Raw genomic sequence first — 23,803 nt, forward strand, 5'->3', positions numbered from 1 at the left:
GCGAAGATGCTAGGAAGCAAAGGATCAGGAAGAAATTAGACTGAATAAAACAAAAGCTCCGGACTTATAATTAGTCCGGAGCTTTTTTATTTGGAAGATTCAGTGCGTTTCATCGAAATTACAACATCTGTAAAAAACCGTGATCCAAGATATATTACCACGTAGCCAGTACCGTTACCCCGCCTTTCACCGTTTGATTGAGCTGCACCTGTACTTTAGCATCTAATGGCAGCAATACATCTACCCGGCTGCCAAATTTAATAAAACCCATTTCACTGCCCTGATTTACGATATTGCCGGGTGTGAGATAATTTACAATACGTTTGGCAAGGGCACCGGCAATTTGCTTTACCAGTAGCTCACCCCGCTCATTCTGCAATACCACGCTGTGCCGTTCATTTTCAGTAGAAGATTTTGGATGCCACGCTACCAGGTATTTTCCTTTGTGATATTTACTATACATCACCGCACCGCTTATCGGATTGCGGTTGACATGCACATTGGCAGGGCTCATAAAAATACTTACCTGTATGCGTTTATCTTTAAAAAACTCATCGTCCACCACTTCTTCTATTACCACCACTTTACCATCGGCCGGACAAATAATCTGTTCCTCATCATCGGTTAGCAAACGGTTGGGAATACGAAAAAACGAAATGATAAATAAGAATAATATTAAAGTAATGGCAAACACAACTATCGCTATAAGCGGATGACTACCGCTTAAAAAATTAAACGAAAAAAGATTGATAATGCCAAATAACAGTGCAGCAATACCAATTGATTGATAGCCTTCTTTGTGAATCTTCATGTTAAACGGTGGGTTACGCGCGCAAAGATAAGTGCACAAACCATTACATTACAGTGCAAAATAAACATACAACCACACAAACGGTGTTGCCAGTAAAAGAGAATCAAAGCGGTCTAAAAAGCCACCATGACCAGGCATTAGTTCACCGCTGTCTTTTACACCGGCTAAACGTTTCAGTTTGCTTTCCAGCAAATCGCCTATGGTTCCCGCGACCGTTGCAATAGCCGAAATTATGATTACATGTACTACCGGCAGGTGAAATGCAAAATGACTTATCAGCGTAACTATCACTATCGCCAGCAAAGCGCCGCCTATGGTGCCCTCGCGTGTTTTTTTGGGCGAAATAGAACTCAATGGGGTTTTACCAATCAGCGAACCAACAATGTACGCCATTGTATCGTTTATCCAGATAGAAGCTATTAGTATCAACGGAATAACTAAACCATTATTAGCAGGCAGCAGATACATGCTTCTTAATTTAATCATCAATGCCCAACTCACCGATATATACAGCAAACCAGCAAGTGAATACCCTAAATTTTTAAAAGTATAGGACTTCAGGTGTATAATATCTACAGTGGGTACCAGAATTATTAAAATGATCAGCATTCTCCACCCGATGGAAGTAATGGCTACAGCACCTGCAAACGGCGCTACACTGTTGGCACACAACATTAAACTCCAGCCAAGCAGCATAATGCCATACTTATGAAAAAGCGGAATTTTTTTATAATCTGTATCTATAATCCCCAGTAATTTTTGATACTCTATCCAACAACCAAAATGAATAATGGTAAAAAGCAGCAGAAAAGAGTAAAAATTAATGAGTAAGCCTGCCAGCATCACTATTACAAACACTACTGCCGTAAGTGAGCGCGTCTTAAATGTTTGCAGGTTAAATGCCATACGCGAAGGATACAGATTTTAAAATAGTTGTTATACACTGAGAGCATTAGCTATTGGTTATTTACCATAAAAACTTTCTTTATCACAAAGAAGCATCAAAAATAGCTATACAAAAAGCACGGTTACCGTTTTACTTGCTGTGGGGAAATAGTAATACGGGTATAATATTCTCTTCTATTAAGCATACATAAAAAGGAGAAGCCAACCGTTTGATAAAGGTTGGCTTCTTTTGCTCCCGAAACTGGACTTGAACCAGTGACCCTCTGATTAACAGTCAGATGCTCTAACCAACTGAGCTATTCGGGAATCATTCCCTTGTGTAAGGGGTTGCAAAAATAGGAGAATTTAAATATTGAGCAAAGGTTTTTGGAAATTTATTTACCCTAAACAAGAAATACTAAAACAAGCATTCTTACTACCTAAATAAGTAATTATTGCATTAGCAACCGAATGCGCCTAAATACCTCGTATCGCCCCATTCTGCAATTTTCAACTTTAAACCTTGAAGCTTTATAAATTGTTTTTTGAGTCTCGCAACTCGTGACTTGAACCTTAAACCTTAAACATTCCTTAGTTTCTACTGCCAAATTTGCGCATTACCCTGCTTGGCAATAATTTTGACTGTTTATAGTTAACCAATTTGTATAGACATGATGGAAGAAAAAGACACACGAAACAATGGTGCTGGCGCTGCACAAGCGACAGATTTTAATATTAATGCTGACGAAAATGCAGCAGGCACTACGCACTTGAACGATCCGGTAGAAAATGACGACCAGGTTGCTCAGTTGAAAGAAGACTTGCAGGATCAAAAGGATAAATACCTGCGCCTGATGGCAGAGTTTGACAACTTTAGGCGCCGTACTGCCAAAGAGCGGTTGGAAGAAAGCCAAATGGCGGGTAAAAACGTAATTATTTCGCTGTTAGATGTGCTGGATGATATGGACCGTGCAGAAAAGCAGATGAAAAACAGCAATGATACGGAGCAGATAAAAGAAGGCGTACTGCTGGTATTTAACAAATTACGCAATACCCTGCAGCAAAAAGGACTAAAAGCTATGGACAGCGTACAGCAGGACTTTGATGTGGAAAAGCATGATGCCATCACCGAAATCCCCTCGCCGACGCCAGACCAGACTGGCAAAGTACTGGACGAAGTTCAAAAAGGCTATTACCTCAACGACAAAATCATCAGGCACGCCAAAGTGGTAGTAGGAAAATAATGTTCCTTAACCCCTAAAGGGAATAGGAAGCTTATAAATAAAAATCAAACATAAACAATTAACACTACTCCTCTTTAGGGGAGGAGGCAAATATGGTAAAGAGAGATTATTACGAAGTGTTGGGCGTTTCCAAAACAGCATCTGCCGATGAGATAAAGAAGGCTTATCGCAAAGTGGCTATGCAGTATCACCCTGACCGTAACCCCGGCGATAAATCGGCCGAAGAGAAATTTAAAGAGGCTGCTGAAGCTTACGAAATATTGAGCGATGCCGATAAAAAAGCGAAATACGACCGCTTTGGTCATCAGGCATTTGGTCCGGGTATGAGTGGTGGCGGCTTTGGCGGTGGCATGAATATGGACGACATTTTCAGCCAGTTTGGAGACATCTTTGGCGACTCTGTTTTTGGCAGCATGTTTGGCGGTGGCGGCGGTGCCCGTACCAGTCGTGGACGTGGCAATCGTGGTAGCAATCTCCGTGTAAAAATCAAACTCAGTTTTGAGGAGATGGCCAAAGGTGTTACTAAAAACATCAAGGTAAAGAAATATGTACCTTGTAATGTGTGTGATGGTTCCGGCGCTAAAGATAAAGCCAGCATTCAAACCTGTCCTACCTGTCACGGCAGCGGCCAGGTACGTAAGGTGTCCAATACATTTTTGGGTCAAATGCAAACGGTGAGCACCTGTCCTACCTGTAACGGTGAAGGCTCTACCATTACTGCAAAATGTAGCCATTGTAAAGGCGAAGGCCGTATGTATGCCGAAGAAACGGTGAGCATAGATATACCGGCCGGCGTGCAGGAAGGCATACAGTTAAGTATGCAGGGCAAAGGCAATGCAGGCGAACGTGGCGGAGCACCCGGCGATTTGCTGATTGTGATAGAAGAAGAAGCACACAAAGAGTTGTACCGCGATGGTATGAATGTAGCATATGAACTGCATATTACCTTCCCTGAAGCTGCCTTTGGAACGCAGGTAGAAGTGCCTACCATTGACGGACGTGCTAAAATAAAGATCCCACCTGGTACTCAGAGTGGCAAGATATTCAGGCTAAAAGGCAAAGGTTTCCCCGAACTGCAAGGCTATCAGCGTGGCGACCAATTGGTGCATGTAAACATCTGGACACCGCAAAACCTTACAGCAGAAGAAAGAAGCATGCTGGAAAAAATGAACGAAAGTCCCAATTTTAAACCCCAGCCGGGTAAAAGCGATAAAAGCTTTTTCGAGAAAGTAAAAGAAGTATTCACTTAATAATAAATTGCCGGCTTACAGCCGGCTTTTTTATTTTAAATAAAGCTTTGGTCTTCCATTAAAGCGCTGACATGGTTTAGAACCCTGTCAGCGCTTTTTGCCATCCATTGTAAGCTCCGGCAAGGCAATGGCACGGCCAACTCCAAAACAAAAAGGTTCCAAACTTTTAAAAGTTTGGAACCTTTTTATAAGATCAAATGATCTTTCCATCTGGTCTATTAGAAAAACCACCGGAAAATATCCTAATAAAATACACTATTATTCAGGCATAACTATAGCACATCACTGCGCTTATCTTTAATAGTAGCTGCCTTACGGAGTGCATCCAGCATACCATTGCCTTGCTGTTGCATCAGCGTACCTTTTATGTTATTAGCGGTTTGCTCTGGCGTGCTTACTACAGTTGAGGTAGCCGATACTCCTTCGCCCTTTACCACAAATACACCACCGTTGCCGGCAATGGGTGAGCTTGCTTTGTTAAGTATTTGCTTATTAAATGAAGCACCAACTACTTTCGGTTCGAGGCCTACACCCGGAACGGCTGGCGATTGAAAAGAGAGACTATCGGCATGTTGAACGCTGGTGCCGGAGCTTTGAGCAGCCGACTCCAGTGTATTGCCTTTTATTTTAGTGTCAATAATAAGTTTTGCTTTTTTATCATTACGCACAAAATTTTCTACCATTGGTCTGGCTGTTTTTGCCGAAGCCAGGCCTTCTTTTTCAACACCCGTAATAACAGCTACTACATATTGGTCGCCCAGCTCAACGGGGTCAGACACGTTGCCAACTTTATTGCTGTAAACCCATTTGATGAAATCACGGTTTTCGCCGTCTACTGCGCTAATGGAATAATCATTTTTCCTTATGTCCTGCGATGGAACAGGTGTTTTGCCCAGCTTTTTCGCATTGGCAGTAAAAGAATTATAATCCCTGCTGTTTGCAGCAAAATTGGAAGCGGCCGTACTGGCTGCATTAATTGTTTCGGTGCTCGCTTCAATAGGCTTAGATACGTACGCTACATCATAAGCAGGCTCCATATTGCTCTGGCTCAGTACCTCTATATAATGATAACCGGAATATTGTGGAGTAGCCACCTTTACTACTTTCTTGGTACCCACCGGCTCGTAAAAAGCAGTTTGGGCAAACTCGGGACTGATACCACTGAACTGTGAGTAAGAAAAAGTGTATTCACCGGCTGTACCCTTGCTGCCCTGGTCATCACTGTACTTCTGCACCATTGAGTCGAAATTGGCGCCGTGCTGTATAGCATATACCACCGAGTCAATTCTGTTCTTAGCAGTACTGTCGGACAATGTTTGCTGACCATTCTGATCGGCTGTTTTAACAAGAATATGACGCACTCTCACTGTATCGGGCACTACGCGTTTGGCTACCAGTTTTGCCAATGTATAAGCGCCATTATCTATGTAAGGACCAAAGACACCGCCTAAGGGCAACTGCATAATAGAGTCTGCATACGGACCTGTTAAATCGTTTGCAGTAGCATATATGCCTGTATAAGGTGCACCACTGCTCTTGGAAGTAACAAATGCCTTCACATCATTAGTTGTGGCAAAAGCCTGTTTTAAGTCTTCCACACTGCTTTTTACAGCAGCGCTGTCGGCAGCAGTTGGCGCTTCACTAAAGGTGATGTAAGAAATAGTACGGGTTTCTTCTTCACGCTTAAATTGCTTTTCATGCTTTTGCACATAGGCATTAATGTCTTCATCCGTTATTTTTACCGCGCTGTCGCTAATGCTACTGTAAGGCACATATACGTATGAGGCTTTGGCAATCAGGCTATTATCGGTGTTGGCTTTTTCGGCAAGCCATTTAGGCACATATACCGATTCGGTGAGCAGGGCACTGTACTTTTGATATAATGTTTGCAGTTGTGTTTGCTCCAGGTTGGGCTGCAAATATTCTTTGTAAGCAGTTTGTACTCTCGGGTCGTCCATCCTTTTTTTCAGTTGTGCAAATTGCTGGCGTGCCTGATTGGCGTCAAATACACCGGTCTTAGGGTCGGTAAATTGCTGCTGAATCCACTGCGGAGGATTATCGCCGAAGAGTACATCGCCCATTTCATCCGGCGTAACTACCAGCCCTGCTTTATTCACTTCCTGGTTGAGCAGGGTTTGCTGTACGAGGTAATTCCACGTTTGCTCACTCAGCATACCATGCGGCATTTGCTGACCACTTTGCCGGCTCATTTGATCCATATAATCGTATTTCGCCTGGTACTCATCCCTTGGTATATCTTCACCATTTACTGTTCCCAACGTATTGTTATTAGCAAATGGATTGCCGCTGCGGAGAGAAGAATCCTGCATAATGAAAGCAATCAAAGCAAGCGCAATTATACCGAAAACGATCCATGCACCCTTATCACGAATTGTCTGAATAACTGACATAAAAAAATCCATTTTTAGAGGATGGCAAAAATAGGGGAATAAGCTATTCAAAAACAGCTATATTTTGCTCCTCGTTGCTGCAGGCAACAGTTTTAAGCCCTTTTTACAATATGTGAGTAAAAGCGAAAGGTCAGTTGTGAGTGGCGAATAGTAATCTAATTTATGCTCCGTACTGTTTATTTCGATATTGAAACTATACTGCGCTCTGCCTGTCATTCCACAATTGCCATCGACAAGGAGGCTTAAGTTTAATCGAATTTTACGATGGTTTGCGTGGAACCTGTAGGTAGCGGTGCAATCAATAGTAATGATACAGTACCAATTTCTAATAATCACTTGCAGGTAAATTCAATCCACAGGTCTGCACAAAGCGCCCGCCAGTTGTAAATAATAGATTTTCCACATTGGGCGCAATTGAGGAATGACGGCAGTATTTTGCTCACCTTATACTGAAAATTAAAGGCTTATAAAAATTGTACTTATTTAATAATAGCCTGTAGTCCAATCTCTGCGCCTTTTTGGAGCATGTATTGATGAGCTGCATCAAAATTATTCTCAATTACCCCATCCAAAATAGCTTCCCGGATGGCGTCTTTAACTATGCCTACTTTTTTGCCTGGAGGCAGATCAAATGTTTGCATAATCATTTCACCGGTGATAGGTGGCTGCCAGTTGCGGATCCGGTCTTTTTCTTCTACTTCGGCAAGACGCTGGCGCACCAATTCAAAGTTTTGCAGGTAACGTTTTACTTTTTGTTTGTTTTTGCTGGTAATATCTGCATTGCACAATATCATCAATGCATCAATATCTTCCCCTGCATCAAACAATAAACGACGGATAGCACTATCTGTAATATTTTCTTTGGTAAGGCTGATAGGACGCAAATGCAGTGCTACCAGCTTTTGTACAAAGCGCATGTGTTCGCCAAGCGGCAGCTTTAGTTTAGCAAAAATTTTGGGCACCATGCGCGCACCCACCACCTCGTGACCATGAAAAGTAAAGCCATGCCCTTCTTCAAACGCTTTGGTGGCGGGCTTTCCAATATCATGTAAAAGAGCCGCCCAACGCAACCATAAATCATTGCTTTTCTCGGCAACATTATCTATTACTTGCAGGGTGTGATAGAAATTATCTTTATGCCCCATTCCATCAATATTCTCTGCTCCTTGCAGCGCCACCATTTGCGGAAAAATAATTTGCAGCAACCCACTTTTAAATAATAACTCCCAACCAACAGAAGGCTTTGGGCTTAACATTATTTTATTCAATTCATCAGTAATTCTTTCCTGCGAAATAATGCTGATTCTTGCTGCATCTTCTTTAAGAGCTGCAAAGGTTTTGTTGGCTATAGTAAATCGTAACTGGGTGGCAAAACGTATAGCCCGCAACATGCGCAACGGGTCGTCACTAAAAGTTTGAAGCGGCTCTAATGGTGTTTGAATGATTTTTCGTTCAATATCTTTCAATCCGTTGAAAGGATCAATCAATGCACCATAATCTTCATTATTCAAACTTATAGCAAGTGCATTGATGGTAAAATCACGGCGGTTTTGATCGTCCTGCAAAGTGCCGGGCAACACATCGGGATTGCGGCTTTCGGCACGATAACTTTCTTTGCGCGCTCCTACAAATTCTATTTCAAAATCATCAATTTTTATTTGCGCAGTACCAAAGTTTTTAAAGAATGCAACAACCGGTTGTGGCTTAAAACGCGCAGCTACTTTTTGTGCCAGCACAATACCATCGCCCACGCAAACAATATCAGCATCCTTGCTGGGGCGACCAATAATTTTATCCCGCACAAAGCCGCCAATGAGGTAAGTTGGATATTGCAACTCCTGCGCTGCTGCTGCAATTTTGCGAAAAATAAATAACTCTTTTCCAGTACAAGGTATCTGCATAGCAGCAAAGATAAAGGCAGCTATATTTTGGCAATAAGAAGAATGATTTGCTTATGCTGACAAGCAAACAAATTAGCTGATAAACGGGTATGTTGAAAGCTGAATATGGTTCAACATTAAGTTAGATGATGATCAAAAACATCATAAAAATAACGAACGCGGGTGCATCCGTTTTATAATGATTTTGCCGGTTAAATAACGCCTTACAAAACGTGAGACGACATCTTAATGATTAAATACACAAATGTCGTTTCACGTTTTGCAATGGAGTAGTTATTCAAACTCTAATTCGCTTTTGTTCATATCCCAATCCATGGTAAAACGTTTTTCACTCGACTGGCGAACCCACTTTTTGGATGCAGCAGCAGAATAGTTATTGTAAATATTATTTGAAGAAGGCAATTTCTTACCGGTGTTGATACCTAAAACAACTGATGAATGTACAGATGAAACAGGTATATTTTTAATAATTGCTGACATGGTTGTTGGTTTTTAAAGTTACACAGAGCTTAGTCACATAACTGTGCCACTTTTTGTTGAAAAACGGTGAATAAGTCAGAATAAAAACGTAAAAAACTCCATTTCAATACACTTAAACTAAATTAAAATATGTTATAAAAAATCCACACTGTGGAATTTTAAAATTAAAAAGTGGTATAAAACGAACACTATCGTCCGCTTTCAGGCTGTATAAAGAGGCATTAGATAAATGCAATGCTGCCTGACAAAGCAACAATGAGTGGTGAAAATGGATCAGCGGCAAATATGAGGAGTAAGTGGTTTTTAACTGCCAAGGCACTGAGACAAAATTGTGTAACGTGTAAGGAAAGAAATCTTGAAATTCCTTGCACTCACAATAAAGAATTATAACAGTATAAAAGCAAGTAATCAACGAAACAGTTTTAAACTTTACTATTCTTCGCGTCTTAGCGAATTGGCAGTTAAAACAAAAATGCTCCGTATTAAATAATACGAAGCACTTTAATGAGTAAGTAAAGTAAACCTCAGAAAACACACTAACTGCAACCCATGCTGTTGCCGCAATTGAGGCACTTGTAGCAAGTACCACTGCGCACGGTAATATGTCCGCAAGTGTTACAAGCCGGTGCATCGCTTTGCATGCTCTTGGCAGCAGCATTAACAGCATCTAAACCAGCTTCGGTTTTTACAACTGCTTTTTGCAGCTTTTGCGGCTGCGGGGCAGGCGTAGTATTGGGCGAAGTAGCTTTTACATGAATAGTGCTTAAAGCAGGCTTTACCAATGGTTCCAGTTCGTCTTCTTCCTCACCCAGATTGGAGATTTCGGGTGTATCCAGCACATGCACCAGGTCGGTTCTGTTTAAGTATTCGTAAGCCAGGCAACGGAAGATAAAGTCAACAATGGATGTTGTTGTTTTAATGTTTGGATGATCCACCATACCGGCGGGCTCAAACTTGGTGAATACAAATTTTTCTACAAATTCTTCCAGCGGTACGCCATACTGCAGGCCTACAGAAACCGAGATGGCAAAGCAGTTCATCAGGCTGCGCAATGTAGAACCTTCTTTAGCCAAATCAATGAAGATTTCGCCTAACGTTCCATCGGTGTATTCGCCGGTGCGGAGGAATAATACTTGTCCGCCGATTTTTGCCTTTTGTGTAAAGCCCCGGCGCTTCTTGGGCAATGTTTTTCGCTCTACAATTTGCGACAGCTTACGTTTCAGGCTCGTATCACTGCTTTCCTGCATCCGTTTTTGTACCTCAACCAGCAAGTCTTCCACCGATAATTTGCTCAGGTCAACAATATTGCTCTCGGGCTGCGTTTGTAAAAGGGATGCTTCTTTCACGCTTGCTTCTTGTGCACCTGCTTCTTCGCTTTTATCCTCTTTTTTCTTCTTGTCACTTTTATTGCTTAATGGTTGCGATAATTTAGATCCATCGCGGTACAATGCATTTGCTTTCAAGCCCAACTTCCAGCTAAGCATATAACAGGCTTCTATTTCTTCTACCGTTGCCTCGTGTGGCAGATTGATGGTTTTGGAAATAGCACCGCTGAGGAATGGCTGGCAGGCTGCCATCATGCGGATGTGGCCATTGGCATGTATATAACGTTCGCCTTTTTTACCGCATTTATTGGCACAATCAAAAATGGGTAAATGTTCTTCTTTTAAGTAAGGCGCACCTTCTACCGTCATCGTGCCGCATACATAATCATTGGCAGCTTCTATTTGTTCATCAGTAAAGCCTAATGCTTCTAATAAGTTGAAATTCCAGTCGTTGTATTGCTCGGATGTAAAGCCTAAGCGTTCCAAACAAGCCTCGCCTAATGTGTATTTATTGAAGATAAATCCGATTTCAAAAGCAGATTTTGCAGCCGCATTCAGCTTGGCAATTTCTTCAGCCAGGAAGCCTTTTTCACTCAGCGTTTGCGGATTGATGAATGGAGCGCCTTCAAAATTAGCAGCACCAACTGCATATTTTTCAATAGCTGCGGCCTGTTTTTCATTATACCCCAAATTCTTCAACGCCTGAGGCACACTTTGATTGATGATTTTGAAATAACCACCACCGCTCAACTTTTTAAATTTCACCAAAGCAAAATCAGGTTCAACACCGGTCGTATCACAATCCATCACCAGACCAATCGTACCGGTTGGAGCAATTACGGTTGTTTGTGCATTGCGGTAGCCGTATTTCTCACCTAATTGCACTGCATCATCCCAGGCTTTGGTAGCTGCGGTTAATAGATAATCCGGGCAATATTTAGCGTTAATGCCTTGTGGTTTTATTTCCAAACCTGCATACGCATCTTCTGCGTCGTAGGCTGCTGCACGATGGTTGCGCATTACGCGAAGCATATCTTCCCTATTTTCTTCATACTTAGCAAAAGCACCTAAGAAGGAAGCCATTTCTGCAGAAGTTTTATAGGCAATACCCGTCATGATAGCGGTGATAGCACCAGCTATGCCGCGTGCTTCTTCGCTGTCGTAAGCAATGCCGCTTACCATGAGCATAGAGCCCAGATTAGCAAAGCCCAAGCCGAGTGTGCGGTAATCGTAGCTTAACTGCGCCACTTCTTTGGATGGAAATTGTGCCATTAATACAGAGATTTCCAGCACAGTCGTCCACAAGCGCGTGGTATATTCAAAGCCTTCTACATCAAACAAATTCGTTCCTTCATCAAAGAACTTGCGAAGGTTAACCGAGGCCAGATTACAAGCAGTATTATCTAAGAACATGTACTCGCTGCAAGGGTTGGAAGCATTGATGCGGCCGCCCTTGGGACAGGTATGCCATTCATTGATAGTGGTATCGTATTGTGTACCAGGATCGGCACAACGCCATGCAGCATATGCAATCTGCTTCCATACTTCGCGGGACGGAATCTTCTTCATTGTCTTGCCGGTAGTGCGTGCCTTTAGTTCCCAATCCCCATCTTCTTCCAAAGCCTTGAAAAATTCATTGGGTATGCGGATGGAGTTGTTAGAGTTCTGACCAGAAACAGTTGCATAGGCATCGCCTTCATAACTATTATCATAGCCCGCAGCAACCAATGCAGCCACTTTCTTTTCTTCTTCCACTTTCCAGTTGATGAACTCCATAATTTCGGGATGGTCCAGATCAAGGCAAACCATCTTAGCCGCACGGCGGGTAGTACCACCACTTTTGATAGCGCCTGCAGCCCTGTCACCTATTTTTAAGAAACTCATTAAGCCACTGGAAGTTCCGCCGCCACTCAGTTTTTCACCGGCAGCACGGATGGAAGAATAATTGGTTCCCACACCAGAACCATATTTAAAAATGCGTGCTTCACGCGTCCACAGGTCCATAATGCCGCCTTCATTCACCAGATCATCGCTTACACTGAGGATAAAACAGGCGTGTGGTTGCGGACGCTCATACGCATTAGTAGATTTCTTTAACTGTCCATCCACCGGATCAACATAATAATGTCCTTGTGGCTTGCCGGTAATACCATAGCTCTCGTGCAGACCGGTATTAAACCACTGTGGGCTGTTGGGCACGCAAGCCTGGTTAAGAATGCTGTACACCAGTTCATCGTAGAACACCTGTGCATCCTGAGATGAAGCAAAATAACCGTAGCGTTCGCCCCATACTTTCCAGCAATTCGCCATGCGGTGGGCTACCTGTTTTACGCTGGTTTCGCGACTGGTAGTGCCATCCGGCTGTGGCACACCGGCCTTGCGAAAATACTTTTGGGCAAGAATATCGGTAGCAATCTGACTCCAGCCCTTCGGCACTTCTACGTTGTTCATTTCAAACACCACTTCGCCGCTGGGATTGCGAATGATGCTGGTACGATAATCATACTCAAACTGATCGTAAGGACTTACTCCTTCTTGTGTGAAGCGGCGCTTGAATTGCAGCCCCGGGTTAGTCTGTACATTCATATCGAAAAGGTTTTGATTGTTATATTTAAATATTGTAAAAAGCAGGGTTTATCTCGCAGCATCTTTATTTGTAAACAATACAACAGACCGACGATAGAGCCACCTGACAGCGGCGTTTGACGGCAGGATAACTATAATAATTGTTTACCAATGTACTCATCTTTTTTCGCTCTAAAAAGTTAATTGGGAAGACGAAAATACCTTGCCGAAATGAGATGGCATAATGTAACTATGCAGATTGAATGTGGATAATTGTGGATAACTCAATTCTTCATATTGTAAGTATTGCGTTTGAGTCGGTGCATAACATTTTGAAGAAATTTTTTGGTAGAGGATTTGTAATGCGGCAGTATAAAATAAATGTTGAGGAAAAGGCACAACTTTACAGTTATTTACGTAAGAACTGCTTTTGTAAAGCTTAGGTTTCATAACCTTAGTAGCTAAAAAAACTATTATAAATAACTCATTATAGCAGCAGCTAAATAGCTGCACATGTAAGCACCTCCACATTTTCTACTCATACACAGTAGCTGCCACTCACCACAACATTCTCGCACTTAACCACTTATTTTACCACCCTTCACACATACTTTACCATTTGTGAAAGTATTTTAACCGCTTATATCGGATGAATAATATCCGTATCTCCAACTGTATATATCTTTACTTCATCAATCAAACAGGAGCCTGTCTCCCACTAAAATGAATGCTTTTCTGGAATTCTTATTTGCCCGTTACCGCCAAAGGGTAAAACCACCGGAAATCTCCACTCTGTAGTACACATTCTCAGTACAAGATTCAACCGAACAGCACACTAAGCTTTGCCAAACAGCAATGCTTTCCCCCACTTATTTACTATCATCCAACAACAAAATGAAACTAAACAACAGGTTGGTAGTGGTGATTACTATACTTTTATTCATCACTATCCATCATACATACAGCAAGCAGGAAACCTCTGTAAAACATACAAAGTATGCATCTGAAAAAGCGAAAGATTCAATTATAAGCGCAGACTTTTTTAGTCCCGGCAAAATCATATTTGTAAAGCTTCCATAGCGCATTTTCCACTAATAACAAGCTTGAAAATAAAGTTTCAGAAAGCACCTAAGCGGTTGTACTTGCAACGCTATGCTTATCATCAAAACAACCTGCTTCTGGTTTATTATTCCTTTAAGATTTAAACCTCACACTAAATTTATTTTGTTATGTGCTTCCAATTGTTTCTTTTAGTATTGCATAGTAAAGCCTAATTTCAATTTTCATTTATTTACTGTCCTTTCTATTGTATGACTGTTGACCTGCTTATTATTTTATTTATAGCACGCTATCTGCGCATCTCTCTTAAAACAGCAGAAAAACATCCGCTGTGGGATGAGCGATTGCGTTGGGCATTCTTTGGCGCTATAGTCTTGTTTGTTATAAGCGTGGTATATTCTCCTTCGCAAAGCCTGCTGTTGTGGGCAGCCAAGCTTGGGTTGGCAACATTGGCCTACCTGCTATATACGCAGCCAGTTTTCAAGCCGGCACGACCTGTATTTATCGGTATCAGCCCATACATCACTATATCGCTTTTTGCCAGTCTTATCAAAGTAGTTAATCACAGTTTATATGACGAATGGAAAGATTTTATAGATACTGCCGAGGTTTGTGCAGTGCTATGGGGCATTGGCACCTGGATAGTGGTAAACAAGCAAAATAAAGAGCTGAATACAGTACGTGAAAAGGTAGTGCAGGAAGAAGAAAACAGTCGTATCGCCACAGCTATGAAAGCACAACTGGAAGTGCAGGTTGCCGAAAGAACAGCCGAACTAACCACGCAAAAAGAAGCATTGGAGCATACGTTGCAAGAGTTGAAAGCTACACAGGCACAACTGATACAAAGCGAAAAAATGGCTTCGTTGGGCGAATTAACAGCAGGCATTGCACACGAGATACAAAACCCACTAAATTTCGTCAACAACTTTTCGGAAGTAAGCAATGAGTTGCTGGAGGAGATGAAAACCGAACTGAATGCAGGTAACGACGAAGAGGCAATAGCTATTGCAAATGATGTGAAACAAAACATGGAAAAAATTATTTTTCATGGTAAGCGCGCCGACGCTATTGTAAAAGGTATGTTGCAACACAGCCGCAAAAACACCGGACAAAAAGAAGAAGTAAATCTTAATTCTTTGTGCGATGAATATCTGCGCCTCAGTTTTCATGGATTGCGGGCTAAAGACAAAGCGTTTAATGCAAATTTTCAAACCCGTTTTGATGAGAGTATCGGCAGAATAAATGTGGTGCCACAGGATATTGGCAGGGTATTATTAAACCTTATCAACAATGCTTTTTATGCAGTAAGTGAAAGAAAAAAAATGGCAGGCGAAGGTTATAGCCCCACGGTTACAATAACTACAAAACGTATCAATTTACCTTCGGGGCAGGAAGGTGTTGAGATTGTAGTAGCAGACAACGGTACCGGCATTCCTGCAGAAAATGTAAATAAAATTTTTCAGCCTTTTTTCTCCACCAAACCCACCGGGCAAGGCACCGGGCTGGGCTTATCTATCAGCTACGATATTGTTACCAAGCAACACGGCGGCACTATTCAGATACAAACCAAAGAAGACGAAGGAACATCATTTATTATTCAGTTGCCATGCAGGTAAAAAGCACTCCTCTAAGCATATTTTTTAAATCAGTACTAAGCGGCTTGTATAAATCACAAAGCTTTACAATTAAAGAACCACCCAATCATGCCTTTTCCAGATATGCTTTCATGCTCGACATCTGATGCATTGTGCCCAGCAACATAATCTTCATGTGTGCCTGGATGATGGTATCGGGCGACGGATTGATAATAAAACGGCCCTCTTTGTCCTTAATGCCAATGCAATTAACGCCTGTTTTTGGCGCATAAATGATGTCTTGTATAGACTTATCCTTTAATGAATCGGGCAGCATATTATAGTCAATAGATTCGATATTGATAGCATCTGCTTCATCTCCCCAAAGGTTATTTATAAATTCAATTACATCGGGCTTTGATACTAAGGTTGCCATGTGCGCACCACCTATTTTATCTGGCAATATCACATGGTTGGCGCCGGCTGTTTTCAGCTTCTTAACAGCACTTTTTTGCCCTGCCCGGCTAATGATTTGAAGATGCGGATTGAGCGACCGGGCAGATAGTACAATGAATACATTGTCGGCATCTGTAGGCAGGGTAAGCAGCAATGCTTTTGCTTTTTGTATGCCTGCTTTTATCAGCACCTCATCATCGGTTGCATCTCCTAAAATAGATATTAAAGATGTGTGATCTTCCAGCCATTCCTTAAAATGATTTTCATCATTATCAATTACCACAAAATCGGTTTTATGTTGTCTTAATATCTTGGCTGCCTGCTGTCCGTTACGTCCAAAGCCGCAGATAATAACGTGATTGCTGATGTGTTCCATTGCATTCATAAGCTTACGGTTTTTTAAATACAAAGCCAGTTCACCACTCACCATATATCGCGTGAGCCTGCTGAGTGCATACGTGAAAATGGTGAATGAAGAAACGATAAAAATGATGTTGAAAATTTTCCCATTAGTGGTAAGCGGCTTTACTTCCTGATAGCCGATGGTGGCAATAGTAATAACGGTCATATACAATGCATCCAGAAAGTTGTAATGCTCGGTAAGCATAAAGCCAATAATACCAACAACAATGATAAGCAGGATAGTACCAAACCAAAATACTAATGTAATAGGCTTCTTCACAGCCAAAGCAGTTTAGAAACTAAAGATATTGGTTTTGGAGAAGATGTTTGAAAGATGTTGTATAACTTACACCAACTATGGCAGATGATTTGCTAATTATATAATTTTCAATTATTAAAATGAACTATCATGCAAACTGAAAACAATAAAAAAACAGAACAAGATAACAAGGATGCGGTTGTAAAACCCGATCCCGAAACACTGCATACCACTGATCCGCAGGAACACATGGAAGGTCCGTTTTCTTCGATAATGCAAGACGCAAAAGAAAGCTTTGAAGACAACGGTTCGGAAGAAGAAGTGGGAAAGACAAAAGAATAAAGGTACACTTCCATCATCGGCTATTTCATTATTACAAGCAGAGCGAAGCCTGTTGTAAGACGGGCTTCGCTCTGCTTGTAATAATGTATGCCCCAACATTTATAATTTCTTACCTATTGGCCTTTTCATGCCTGTTAATAACACTGCGGCATAAAAGAATATATTTTGCCTTAGTTTTGAAATCAATATCAACACTTTGCTGCTATATGAAAAAAACTATCTTCTTTCTTTCTTTTCTCTTTGTAAGTTTTATGTCTGATGCACAGCATTATGAGGCTAATTGGGAATCGCTCAACAAGCGTGGCATTCCTGCATGGTTTCACCAGGATAAGTTTGGCATTTTTATTCATTGGGGCGTGTACTCGGTACCATCGTATGCGCCGGTGATTCCCAACAGCGGCGAAAGCTATGCAGAGTGGTATTGGTATCGCATACGCGAAGGCAATAAACGGTTTACAGCTTTTCACGATAGTGTGTATGGCAAAAATTTTCAGTACCAGGGGTTTGAATCTATGTTCAAAGCAGAACTGTTCGATCCAAAGCAATGGGCGGATGTGTTTAAACGGTCAGGTGCAAAATATGTAGTGCTTACCTCCAAGCACCACGAAGGTTATTGCTTATGGAACAGTGCCGAAGCCGACCGCGATTGGGGGCGTGCATGGAATGCGGTAACCGGCACCCCACAGCGCGATTTATTGGGCGATTTAACCAACGCCGTACGTGCCGAAGGCCTGAAGATGGGCTATTACTATTCTTTATATGAATGGTTTAACCCGCTGTGGAGGACAGATAAACAAAAATTTGTAACAGAGCATCTTTTTCCACAGTTTAAAGACCTGGTAACGAAGTATAAACCTTCCATCATCTTCTCCGATGGCGAATGGGAGTTGAGTGATACCGCATGGAAAAGTCCGGAGCTGCTGGCCTGGTTATTTAATGAATCGCCGGTAGCAAAAGAGGTAGTGGTAGATGACCGTTGGGGTGGCAATACGAGAGGCAAAAATACCGGTGCAACTTATACCACATCGGAGTATGGCGCAGGTATGGACCCCAATGTGATTTGGGAAGAAAGCCAAGGCATTGGCCATTCCTATGGTTATAACAGAAACGAGCAATTGAATGATTATAAAACCAGCAATGCACTTATTCTTACATTGGTAGATGTGGTTGCAAGAGGCGGCAATTTATTGCTGGATATTGGGCCTGCTGCTGACGGCACCATTCCCGTAATTATGCAGCAACGATTAATTGATATAGGCGATTGGCTGCAGGTAAATGGTGATGCCATTTACGGCACCGAGGCCTGGAAGCAATCGTACCAATGGAGTGAAGGTAAAAAGCCTGAGAAAAAAGGTGAAAGTTATATGGCAGGATACAGTGCTGCAGAACTGGTAAAGCCCAAGCAGGATGCTGCACATGTTGAATACTTCTTTACGCGAAAAGGCAAAGATTTGTTTTGCATTGTGCCGGCTTATACGCCTCAGATTCGTATAAAAGATTTTAAACCTGCAGCCGGCAAAGTGAGTATTTTAGGAAGTAATAAAACAATCTCCGGCAGGCAAGCTGGTAATGATTTTATTATAGACATATCTTCTTTAAAACCGGCTGAAATTTTTACAACACCATTTGTGGTGCGGCTGCAAAATGCATTGTAAGAACAGAGATAAATTATAAATAATAAAGCCCTTCTCCTGAGAAGGGCTTTATTATTTACCTGTTTGCTGGCAGGAGAAATATATTACGGTAAAACAAAATAATGTACTTGCCAGCAAACCTTTTAAAATATAGCGAATGCAAAAAAAGCTTTATGTAGCTGGTATTACAAAGTAATGCTCGTAAAGTAATCACTAAGCACATAAAGAGTATAAATAATAAGCCACTACTCTCAAACAGATTTAAGGCAAATATCTTCTCGTATGAAAGTAAAATCCATTGATTAATAAGCTTTAAGATAATAAATAACTATTTACATTTGCTTAAGCCGAAACATTTACAAATCAAAACCCCTTCTTATGTTGAACAAATTACTTCTTCCATCTTGCTGGATCATTATTTTATTTACAAGCTGCCAAAAAGATTTATCTACCAAACAGACCGTCGCAAACAATATGCTTGCAGCAGCAGACATTCAGCCATTGAATGCTTTGACCGGCATAATAGATACTACAAACAAATGGTATGGTACCTATTCAGGGCTTTTTGAAGAGTATCCTGTTATTCCGGATGCATATTTAATACAAAACGGTGTGGCTCAACTGCCATACTTAGACCGGCAGTTTTCTTATTCTTACATATATTACGATATACCTGCTCAATATAACATCTCAGGTGATAGTATTGCATTGGAAGCAGAAGTAAAAAATCCAAGAGCCAGCAGTTTTAGCGATTACGACGTGATATTGCAACTGATAGGCGAACAGCATACGGCTGAAGTGCATTTTGTGGCAGATACAGAATATGCCTCTTACACCTCCTATACTATAGGTGATGCTCAACTCACCGGATTAACCGAACTGGTACATTATTTTGGCACTTTCCGAAAACTAAAGCTTGCGCAAAAAAAGTATTACACTGCCGTTTACATAAACAATACAGAAGTATATAGATTCAAGTACGGTAAAAGGAATAGTATCGGACGATTAAAAACAATTGGTATTGTCTTCAAAGGTTATGGAAGCTGCACGGGAGTTGGTGTAAGAAATAGCTCAAACCATAACCCCATACTCTCCGATAAGTTTAATACTGACGGACAAAGTAAGGTTACTTATTATTTTTAAGACCTGTACTACCCAGAGCAGTATAAAGCGACAAATTGCCGGTGCTTTGTTTTCATCAAACTGCAGGCTGTATATTGGTGCTATATATTACTTTGTCAATCAGGCGAGGCGATAATTTAGCAGAAAGCACGCCTAATACTGCACCGGCAAGCACATCGGAAAACCAATGCTTATTGTGGTACATGCGAAGTACAGCCGTACCTGCAGAAACAACATAGCCTGTACAACTTAATGCCGGCTGTCTGTCTTTCCATTCCTGGTGCAACAGTTCGGAACCCAAAAAGGAAGTAGCGGTATGAGCAGACGGGAACGACTTTAGCTTTCCATTGGGTCTCGGGCGCTTATAAATATATTTTAAAGGCTGCACTGCTGCATTGAGCAACACTTCTGCAACAGCCGCCTCAATAAGGTGTTTTTCCAGCTTGTCTTTATCTTTTTTATCAAGTACATCTAAAGCAAACAAAGCAACAATTGGTGCCCATTTAAGGAAAACGTCCACATCAAAATGCTTTTTCGGTTGTAGCTTTTGCAACTTTCTTTGCATGCTTACATCTGCTTTCTTAATCGGACTTAAAAAATTCATTTTCATAAGGACTGGTTTATTTTCAGTTACAGTGTTTGTTGATGAATTGTTCACTGGATGTTAAAAACTGTTTAAGGATAAGTATTTAGCTATAAAGGACACAATACTACCCTATAGAATTGAACAGACAAAGCTTGTAATAAAAAACACTTAATGCAACTACATTGCTATTTCTATTTGTAGCTTATGTTGTGAAAAAATGTAAACAGTTACACTATCCTCCTGTTGTTGCGGTGTTTTTTTAGCAATAAAACAAATAACGTACTACAACAGGAAAGCCGGACTTTTAAATCCGGCTTTTTCTTTCAACTGCAAAACAAACAACAATAAACTTATTTCTGCACAAATAAATCATCAATCATTATCTGATGATGATGTTCTATTGGATCGCCGGTTACATTATGATATACCGCACTGATAAAGATACTTTGTGCAGCACTCATTATTGCCAGCACAAACGCAATACCCAATGCTGCAACAGCAATACCGGCAACCGGATGAATGACCTCCATAGCCAGAGCAGCTACAGCCACGACCAATATAATAGCAATGAATTGCATCAGCCCAAAGGAAAACGAAGCACCTATTTTTTCGCCCCATTTTTCCTTCATCATTTGTGCCGAGCGTTTAAAGGCGTACAGGGCGTTTCCGTTTTCATAAGCAATAATGGGCACTACAAAAAACGTAGCTACATTCCAAACAATACCAATAAGCCCTATAATAATTTTACCAATCTTACCCACATTTTCCTGCATTATGCGCAGCAAAGCGCCAACAGTAGCGGCAAACAAAGCCCACGAAAAAATAGCCCAAAGGCGGCTAATGCTGTAGTTTAAACCTTCGCGCAGGTTGACCTCTTCGCCTTTAAAATACATACGGGTGCAGTGCATAAGTGCTACATTAAAAAACACTATCACAAAGTAATTGACGAAGTAAAAAAGGAATAGCAAACCATATTGCACCGCTTTGCTATAATGCCCCATACTGCTTACCTCCCAGCCCGACTTAGCTAAAGCCGCAGTAAAAAAGGAAGCTGTAACCAGGAGCAACGAAAAGCCCGATAAAATAGGGAATACAATCAGTTGTTTGTTGGCTTTCAGTACTTTAAAACTGTTCATGGCTATTGTCCAGCCATTAGATAAGCGCGTAAAGATGTTCATAGAGGTTGTTTTTGGTTGGTAAGAAAAAATAAATGTAATATTATTTATTAATAAATATACTGTAAACTTTTAATATATTTAATACATAACATCATATTGCCGGGATATACCAGCTATTAGGAGTATAAATGAATAAGTAAATATAAAAGGCTAAGGTGGAATAGCACGATATTGTATAATTGCAGCATCAGAAAAAATATCTGCAATACAGAAACACAACAACTGCTGAGTACTGCTGCAATGTGGTGATTTTAAATTTAAAAATTATTGTGGCACAAGGTAATTTTTAATAAGCTGAAGCAGTATCCGATTGTTGCATATCCCGTTCATCTAATGGCAATGAAACAGCAATAGCATTAGACTGCACATGCCTTTCTTTAGTGCCACTGGCAACAGGCTGCATTGTCGTTTTTTCAGGTGGTATTTATTTGGTGCAGAGGGGCAACAAAAAAGTGCCTTCAAGCTGTAATTGTATTTAATCCAACGGCTGTGCCGCCACGCCTTTACTTGTAATTTTTACAGGCAATATATACCCGTTCGCATCAAATTCCATTTTATCTATGCACGTTACCCTGGCATTACCATCGGTTTGCCCCAAAGGACGCCGGTGGTAAACAATATACCATTTATCTTCTTTGGGCAAATGAATAACAGAGTGATGCCCCGCACCCGTTGCTACAGTGGTATCTTGCTGTAATATTTTTCCTATTCGTTTAAAGGGTCCAAATGGTGAATCTGCCATGGCATACGCTACGCTGTAATCTGGTCCCGTCCAGCCACCTTCCGACCACATAAAATAATACTTGCCGTTACGTATAAACATAAATGGGCCTTCTACATAATGCTCGGGCGTTATTTCTTTAAAAAGTGTTCCATCTTTCATAGGCAAAAAACCGGTGAAATCGTTCTTTAAATGCACAATATTACAATGCCGCCAACCGCCATAAATAAGGTAATACTCGCCATCTTTATCTTTAAAAACAAACTGGTCAATAGGTTGCGCACCATTAATAAAAGAGTCAATCAACGGCTTGCCGAGATAGTCTTTATAAGGCCCATCGGGATGGTCGGCAACGGCAATGCCAATACCGCCTGTTTGCTGATTGTTTTGAATGTCATTAGCGCCAAAAAAGAGGTAATATTTTCCGTCTTTTTCGGTAATGGAAGGTGCCCACATGGCACGCTTTGCCCACCTGATTATAGAAGTATCTATAATGCGCGGATGTTTTTGCCAGTTGGTGAGATCGGTGGATGAAAAAGCATCCATAAAAACCTGCTGATTATAAGGTGCAGAATAGGTAGGAAATATCCAGTACTGATGATTAAAAATGGTACCTTCAGGATCGGCATACCAGCCTGTAAATAACGGGTTGCCCGATATTTTTGTTTGTGCAGATAATTGAAAACAGCAACAGCTAAACAAGCAGATAACAAGTACTTTTTTCAGGTTCATATAATTGCAAAACTGGTTATTGATGTTATATAGGAAGTGGGCAAAGTAATGCTTTTTCACCATTGAAGAGCCCCCTGGTTAATTAAGATTATTTCAAATTCCGATTTGCTAAAGGAAAATATGATAAAGTTTTCAGGCTCATTAAAACAGAATTGTAATTAATCTTCAAAGGAAAGATAGTATAGTAAATACTTAATGTAAAAAAGCTATTAAAGTAGCTTTTTACTTTACGATTGCACGGGTAACATTAAAAATATGTAACCACCTGCTTGTTATGCCTTTGAAACGCCTTTAAGTGTATCAGCCACTACTTCACATAAGGGAGTAGCAGGATGTCCTGTTAGTTTTGAAAGCTGATGGTTGTCATCAAACAAGTCGCCTCTTGATGATGAAACATCCCAGCCTGCAATGGCTTTTGCTAAATCTTCCGGCAATCCAAAAGTTGTCAGAATAGTTGCATATTTGTTTCAGGTAAATTCTTATAAGGAACGTTCTTTCCTGTTTGCCGGAGAATTTCAGCAGCCAGTTCACTTAGCGTATATGCTTCATCGCCGGCAAGCTCATATACTTTCCCTTGCTGACCTTTACAGGTAAGAACGGCAACAGCAGTTTCAGCATAGTCCTTACGTGCTGCAGAAGCAATTTTGCCATCACCTGCACTACCAAGAAAAGCACCACCCGCAACTGCGCCGGGTATTAAGCCTGTGTAATTTTCGGTGTACCATCCATTGCGGAATAGCAGGCAACATCGTTCTAATCTTCTTAAAAGATTTTCTGACAATTTACCACAAAATCTCTCAAAACCAAAACCACTCCTACCCTGCTTGTAAAGCATTGCAAAAGTGGTTTCGTATATACTCTCCTTC

General features: G+C 41.1%; 19 protein-coding genes and 1 tRNA gene. 7 read left to right on the top strand and 13 right to left on the bottom strand.

The window, feature by feature from the left end:
• Positions 1-154: 154 nt before the first annotated feature.
• The 3 genes from FC093_RS14500 to FC093_RS14510 all read right to left on the bottom strand — a co-directional run bounded on the left by FC093_RS14500 (position 155) and on the right by FC093_RS14510 (position 2,023).
• Positions 155-811: a phosphatidylserine decarboxylase family protein gene (locus tag FC093_RS14500; RefSeq protein ID WP_137262511.1), complete on the bottom strand. Its 657-nt coding sequence runs from the start codon at positions 809-811 to the stop codon at positions 155-157.
• Positions 812-859: 48 nt separating this feature from the next.
• Positions 860-1,717: a phosphatidate cytidylyltransferase gene (locus FC093_RS14505; protein WP_137262512.1), complete on the bottom strand. Its 858-nt coding sequence runs from the start codon at positions 1,715-1,717 to the stop codon at positions 860-862.
• Between the two features lie 232 nt (positions 1,718-1,949).
• Positions 1,950-2,023: transfer RNA gene (locus FC093_RS14510), tRNA-Asn, on the bottom strand.
• Between the two features lie 344 nt (positions 2,024-2,367).
• Here FC093_RS14510 and FC093_RS14515 point away from each other — a divergent pair.
• Together FC093_RS14515 and dnaJ are read left to right on the top strand one after the other, a co-directional pair.
• A complete protein-coding gene (locus FC093_RS14515; protein WP_240743314.1) occupies positions 2,368-2,940 on the top strand; it encodes a nucleotide exchange factor GrpE in 573 nt (190 codons plus the stop codon).
• Positions 2,941-3,032: 92 nt separating this feature from the next.
• Positions 3,033-4,190, top strand: coding sequence for a molecular chaperone DnaJ (dnaJ, locus tag FC093_RS14520; protein ID WP_137262513.1), 1,158 nt, complete (start codon positions 3,033-3,035; stop codon positions 4,188-4,190).
• Positions 4,191-4,462: 272 nt separating this feature from the next.
• Here dnaJ and FC093_RS14525 read toward each other — a convergent pair whose 3' ends face one another.
• From FC093_RS14525 to FC093_RS14540, 4 genes are all read right to left on the bottom strand, one after another.
• Positions 4,463-6,601, bottom strand: a complete 2,139-nt coding sequence (locus FC093_RS14525) for a peptidylprolyl isomerase (protein ID WP_170971096.1) — start codon at positions 6,599-6,601, stop codon at positions 4,463-4,465.
• A 479-nt stretch (positions 6,602-7,080) separates the two neighbouring features.
• Positions 7,081-8,502 (bottom strand): CCA tRNA nucleotidyltransferase, encoded by a 1,422-nt coding sequence (locus FC093_RS14530; protein ID WP_137262515.1) that lies wholly within the window; start codon positions 8,500-8,502, stop codon positions 7,081-7,083.
• A gap of 273 nt (positions 8,503-8,775) precedes the next feature.
• The gene (locus tag FC093_RS14535; RefSeq protein WP_137262516.1) at positions 8,776-8,982 is read right to left on the bottom strand and encodes a hypothetical protein; all 207 of its coding nucleotides are present in this window, start codon (positions 8,980-8,982) and stop codon (positions 8,776-8,778) included.
• A gap of 536 nt (positions 8,983-9,518) precedes the next feature.
• The gene (locus FC093_RS14540) at positions 9,519-12,893 is read right to left on the bottom strand and encodes a vitamin B12-dependent ribonucleotide reductase (RefSeq protein WP_137262517.1); all 3,375 of its coding nucleotides are present in this window, start codon (positions 12,891-12,893) and stop codon (positions 9,519-9,521) included.
• 873 nt (positions 12,894-13,766) lie between these two features.
• On the opposite strand from FC093_RS14540, the gene FC093_RS14545 reads away from it, so the two are divergent.
• Positions 13,767-13,952 (top strand): hypothetical protein, encoded by a 186-nt coding sequence (locus FC093_RS14545; protein WP_137262518.1) that lies wholly within the window; start codon positions 13,767-13,769, stop codon positions 13,950-13,952.
• A gap of 230 nt (positions 13,953-14,182) precedes the next feature.
• On the top strand, positions 14,183-15,547 hold the full coding sequence (locus tag FC093_RS14550) for a sensor histidine kinase (protein WP_137262519.1): 1,365 nt from the start codon (positions 14,183-14,185) through the stop codon (positions 15,545-15,547).
• Between the two features lie 85 nt (positions 15,548-15,632).
• Here the strand turns inward: FC093_RS14550 and FC093_RS14555 are convergent, their stop codons facing one another.
• Complete coding sequence (locus FC093_RS14555; RefSeq protein WP_137262520.1) at positions 15,633-16,643, bottom strand: potassium channel family protein; 1,011 nt, start codon at positions 16,641-16,643, stop codon at positions 15,633-15,635.
• 129 nt (positions 16,644-16,772) lie between these two features.
• On the opposite strand from FC093_RS14555, the gene FC093_RS14560 reads away from it, so the two are divergent.
• The 3 genes from FC093_RS14560 to FC093_RS14570 all read left to right on the top strand — a co-directional run bounded on the left by FC093_RS14560 (position 16,773) and on the right by FC093_RS14570 (position 19,741).
• Positions 16,773-16,964, top strand: coding sequence for a hypothetical protein (locus tag FC093_RS14560; RefSeq protein WP_137262521.1), 192 nt, complete (start codon positions 16,773-16,775; stop codon positions 16,962-16,964).
• 206 nt (positions 16,965-17,170) lie between these two features.
• A complete protein-coding gene (locus FC093_RS14565; protein ID WP_137262522.1) occupies positions 17,171-18,619 on the top strand; it encodes an alpha-L-fucosidase in 1,449 nt (482 codons plus the stop codon).
• Positions 18,620-18,976: 357 nt separating this feature from the next.
• Positions 18,977-19,741, top strand: coding sequence for a hypothetical protein (locus tag FC093_RS14570; protein WP_170971097.1), 765 nt, complete (start codon positions 18,977-18,979; stop codon positions 19,739-19,741).
• A 55-nt stretch (positions 19,742-19,796) separates the two neighbouring features.
• Here the strand turns inward: FC093_RS14570 and FC093_RS14575 are convergent, their stop codons facing one another.
• The 5 genes from FC093_RS14575 to FC093_RS14590 form a co-directional block, all read right to left on the bottom strand.
• Positions 19,797-20,330, bottom strand: a complete 534-nt coding sequence (locus FC093_RS14575; protein ID WP_137262524.1) for a phosphatase PAP2 family protein — start codon at positions 20,328-20,330, stop codon at positions 19,797-19,799.
• A 326-nt stretch (positions 20,331-20,656) separates the two neighbouring features.
• Positions 20,657-21,484, bottom strand: coding sequence for a DUF6159 family protein (locus FC093_RS14580; RefSeq protein WP_137262525.1), 828 nt, complete (start codon positions 21,482-21,484; stop codon positions 20,657-20,659).
• 475 nt (positions 21,485-21,959) lie between these two features.
• Positions 21,960-22,937, bottom strand: a complete 978-nt coding sequence (locus tag FC093_RS14585; RefSeq protein ID WP_137262526.1) for a glycoside hydrolase family 43 protein — start codon at positions 22,935-22,937, stop codon at positions 21,960-21,962.
• 272 nt (positions 22,938-23,209) lie between these two features.
• Positions 23,210-23,371, bottom strand: a complete 162-nt coding sequence (locus tag FC093_RS23780) for a hypothetical protein (protein ID WP_170971098.1) — start codon at positions 23,369-23,371, stop codon at positions 23,210-23,212.
• 11 nt (positions 23,372-23,382) lie between these two features.
• Positions 23,383-23,772 (bottom strand): Rossmann-fold NAD(P)-binding domain-containing protein, encoded by a 390-nt coding sequence (locus tag FC093_RS14590; protein ID WP_137262527.1) that lies wholly within the window; start codon positions 23,770-23,772, stop codon positions 23,383-23,385.
• Positions 23,773-23,803: the final 31 nt, after the last annotated feature.

The organism is Ilyomonas limi, from assembly GCF_005233845.1.
Lineage (GTDB): Bacteria > Bacteroidota > Bacteroidia > Chitinophagales > Chitinophagaceae > Ilyomonas > Ilyomonas limi.

Coding starts and splice junctions, on each gene's coding strand:
- FC093_RS14500 (WP_137262511.1), bottom strand. CDS start 811: ATGAAGATTCACAAAGAAGGCTATCAATCAATTGGTATTGCTGCACTG.
- FC093_RS14505 (WP_137262512.1), bottom strand. CDS start 1,717: ATGGCATTTAACCTGCAAACATTTAAGACGCGCTCACTTACGGCAGTA.
- FC093_RS14515 (WP_240743314.1), top strand. CDS start 2,368: ATGATGGAAGAAAAAGACACACGAAACAATGGTGCTGGCGCTGCACAA.
- dnaJ (WP_137262513.1), top strand. CDS start 3,033: ATGGTAAAGAGAGATTATTACGAAGTGTTGGGCGTTTCCAAAACAGCA.
- FC093_RS14525 (WP_170971096.1), bottom strand. CDS start 6,601: ATGTCAGTTATTCAGACAATTCGTGATAAGGGTGCATGGATCGTTTTC.
- FC093_RS14530 (WP_137262515.1), bottom strand. CDS start 8,502: ATGCAGATACCTTGTACTGGAAAAGAGTTATTTATTTTTCGCAAAATT.
- FC093_RS14535 (WP_137262516.1), bottom strand. CDS start 8,982: ATGTCAGCAATTATTAAAAATATACCTGTTTCATCTGTACATTCATCA.
- FC093_RS14540 (WP_137262517.1), bottom strand. CDS start 12,893: ATGAATGTACAGACTAACCCGGGGCTGCAATTCAAGCGCCGCTTCACA.
- FC093_RS14545 (WP_137262518.1), top strand. CDS start 13,767: ATGAAACTAAACAACAGGTTGGTAGTGGTGATTACTATACTTTTATTC.
- FC093_RS14550 (WP_137262519.1), top strand. CDS start 14,183: ATGACTGTTGACCTGCTTATTATTTTATTTATAGCACGCTATCTGCGC.
- FC093_RS14560 (WP_137262521.1), top strand. CDS start 16,773: ATGCAAACTGAAAACAATAAAAAAACAGAACAAGATAACAAGGATGCG.
- FC093_RS14565 (WP_137262522.1), top strand. CDS start 17,171: ATGAAAAAAACTATCTTCTTTCTTTCTTTTCTCTTTGTAAGTTTTATG.
- FC093_RS14570 (WP_170971097.1), top strand. CDS start 18,977: ATGTTGAACAAATTACTTCTTCCATCTTGCTGGATCATTATTTTATTT.
- FC093_RS14575 (WP_137262524.1), bottom strand. CDS start 20,330: ATGAAAATGAATTTTTTAAGTCCGATTAAGAAAGCAGATGTAAGCATG.
- FC093_RS14580 (WP_137262525.1), bottom strand. CDS start 21,484: ATGAACATCTTTACGCGCTTATCTAATGGCTGGACAATAGCCATGAAC.
- FC093_RS14585 (WP_137262526.1), bottom strand. CDS start 22,937: ATGAACCTGAAAAAAGTACTTGTTATCTGCTTGTTTAGCTGTTGCTGT.
- FC093_RS14590 (WP_137262527.1), bottom strand. CDS start 23,772: ATGCTTTACAAGCAGGGTAGGAGTGGTTTTGGTTTTGAGAGATTTTGT.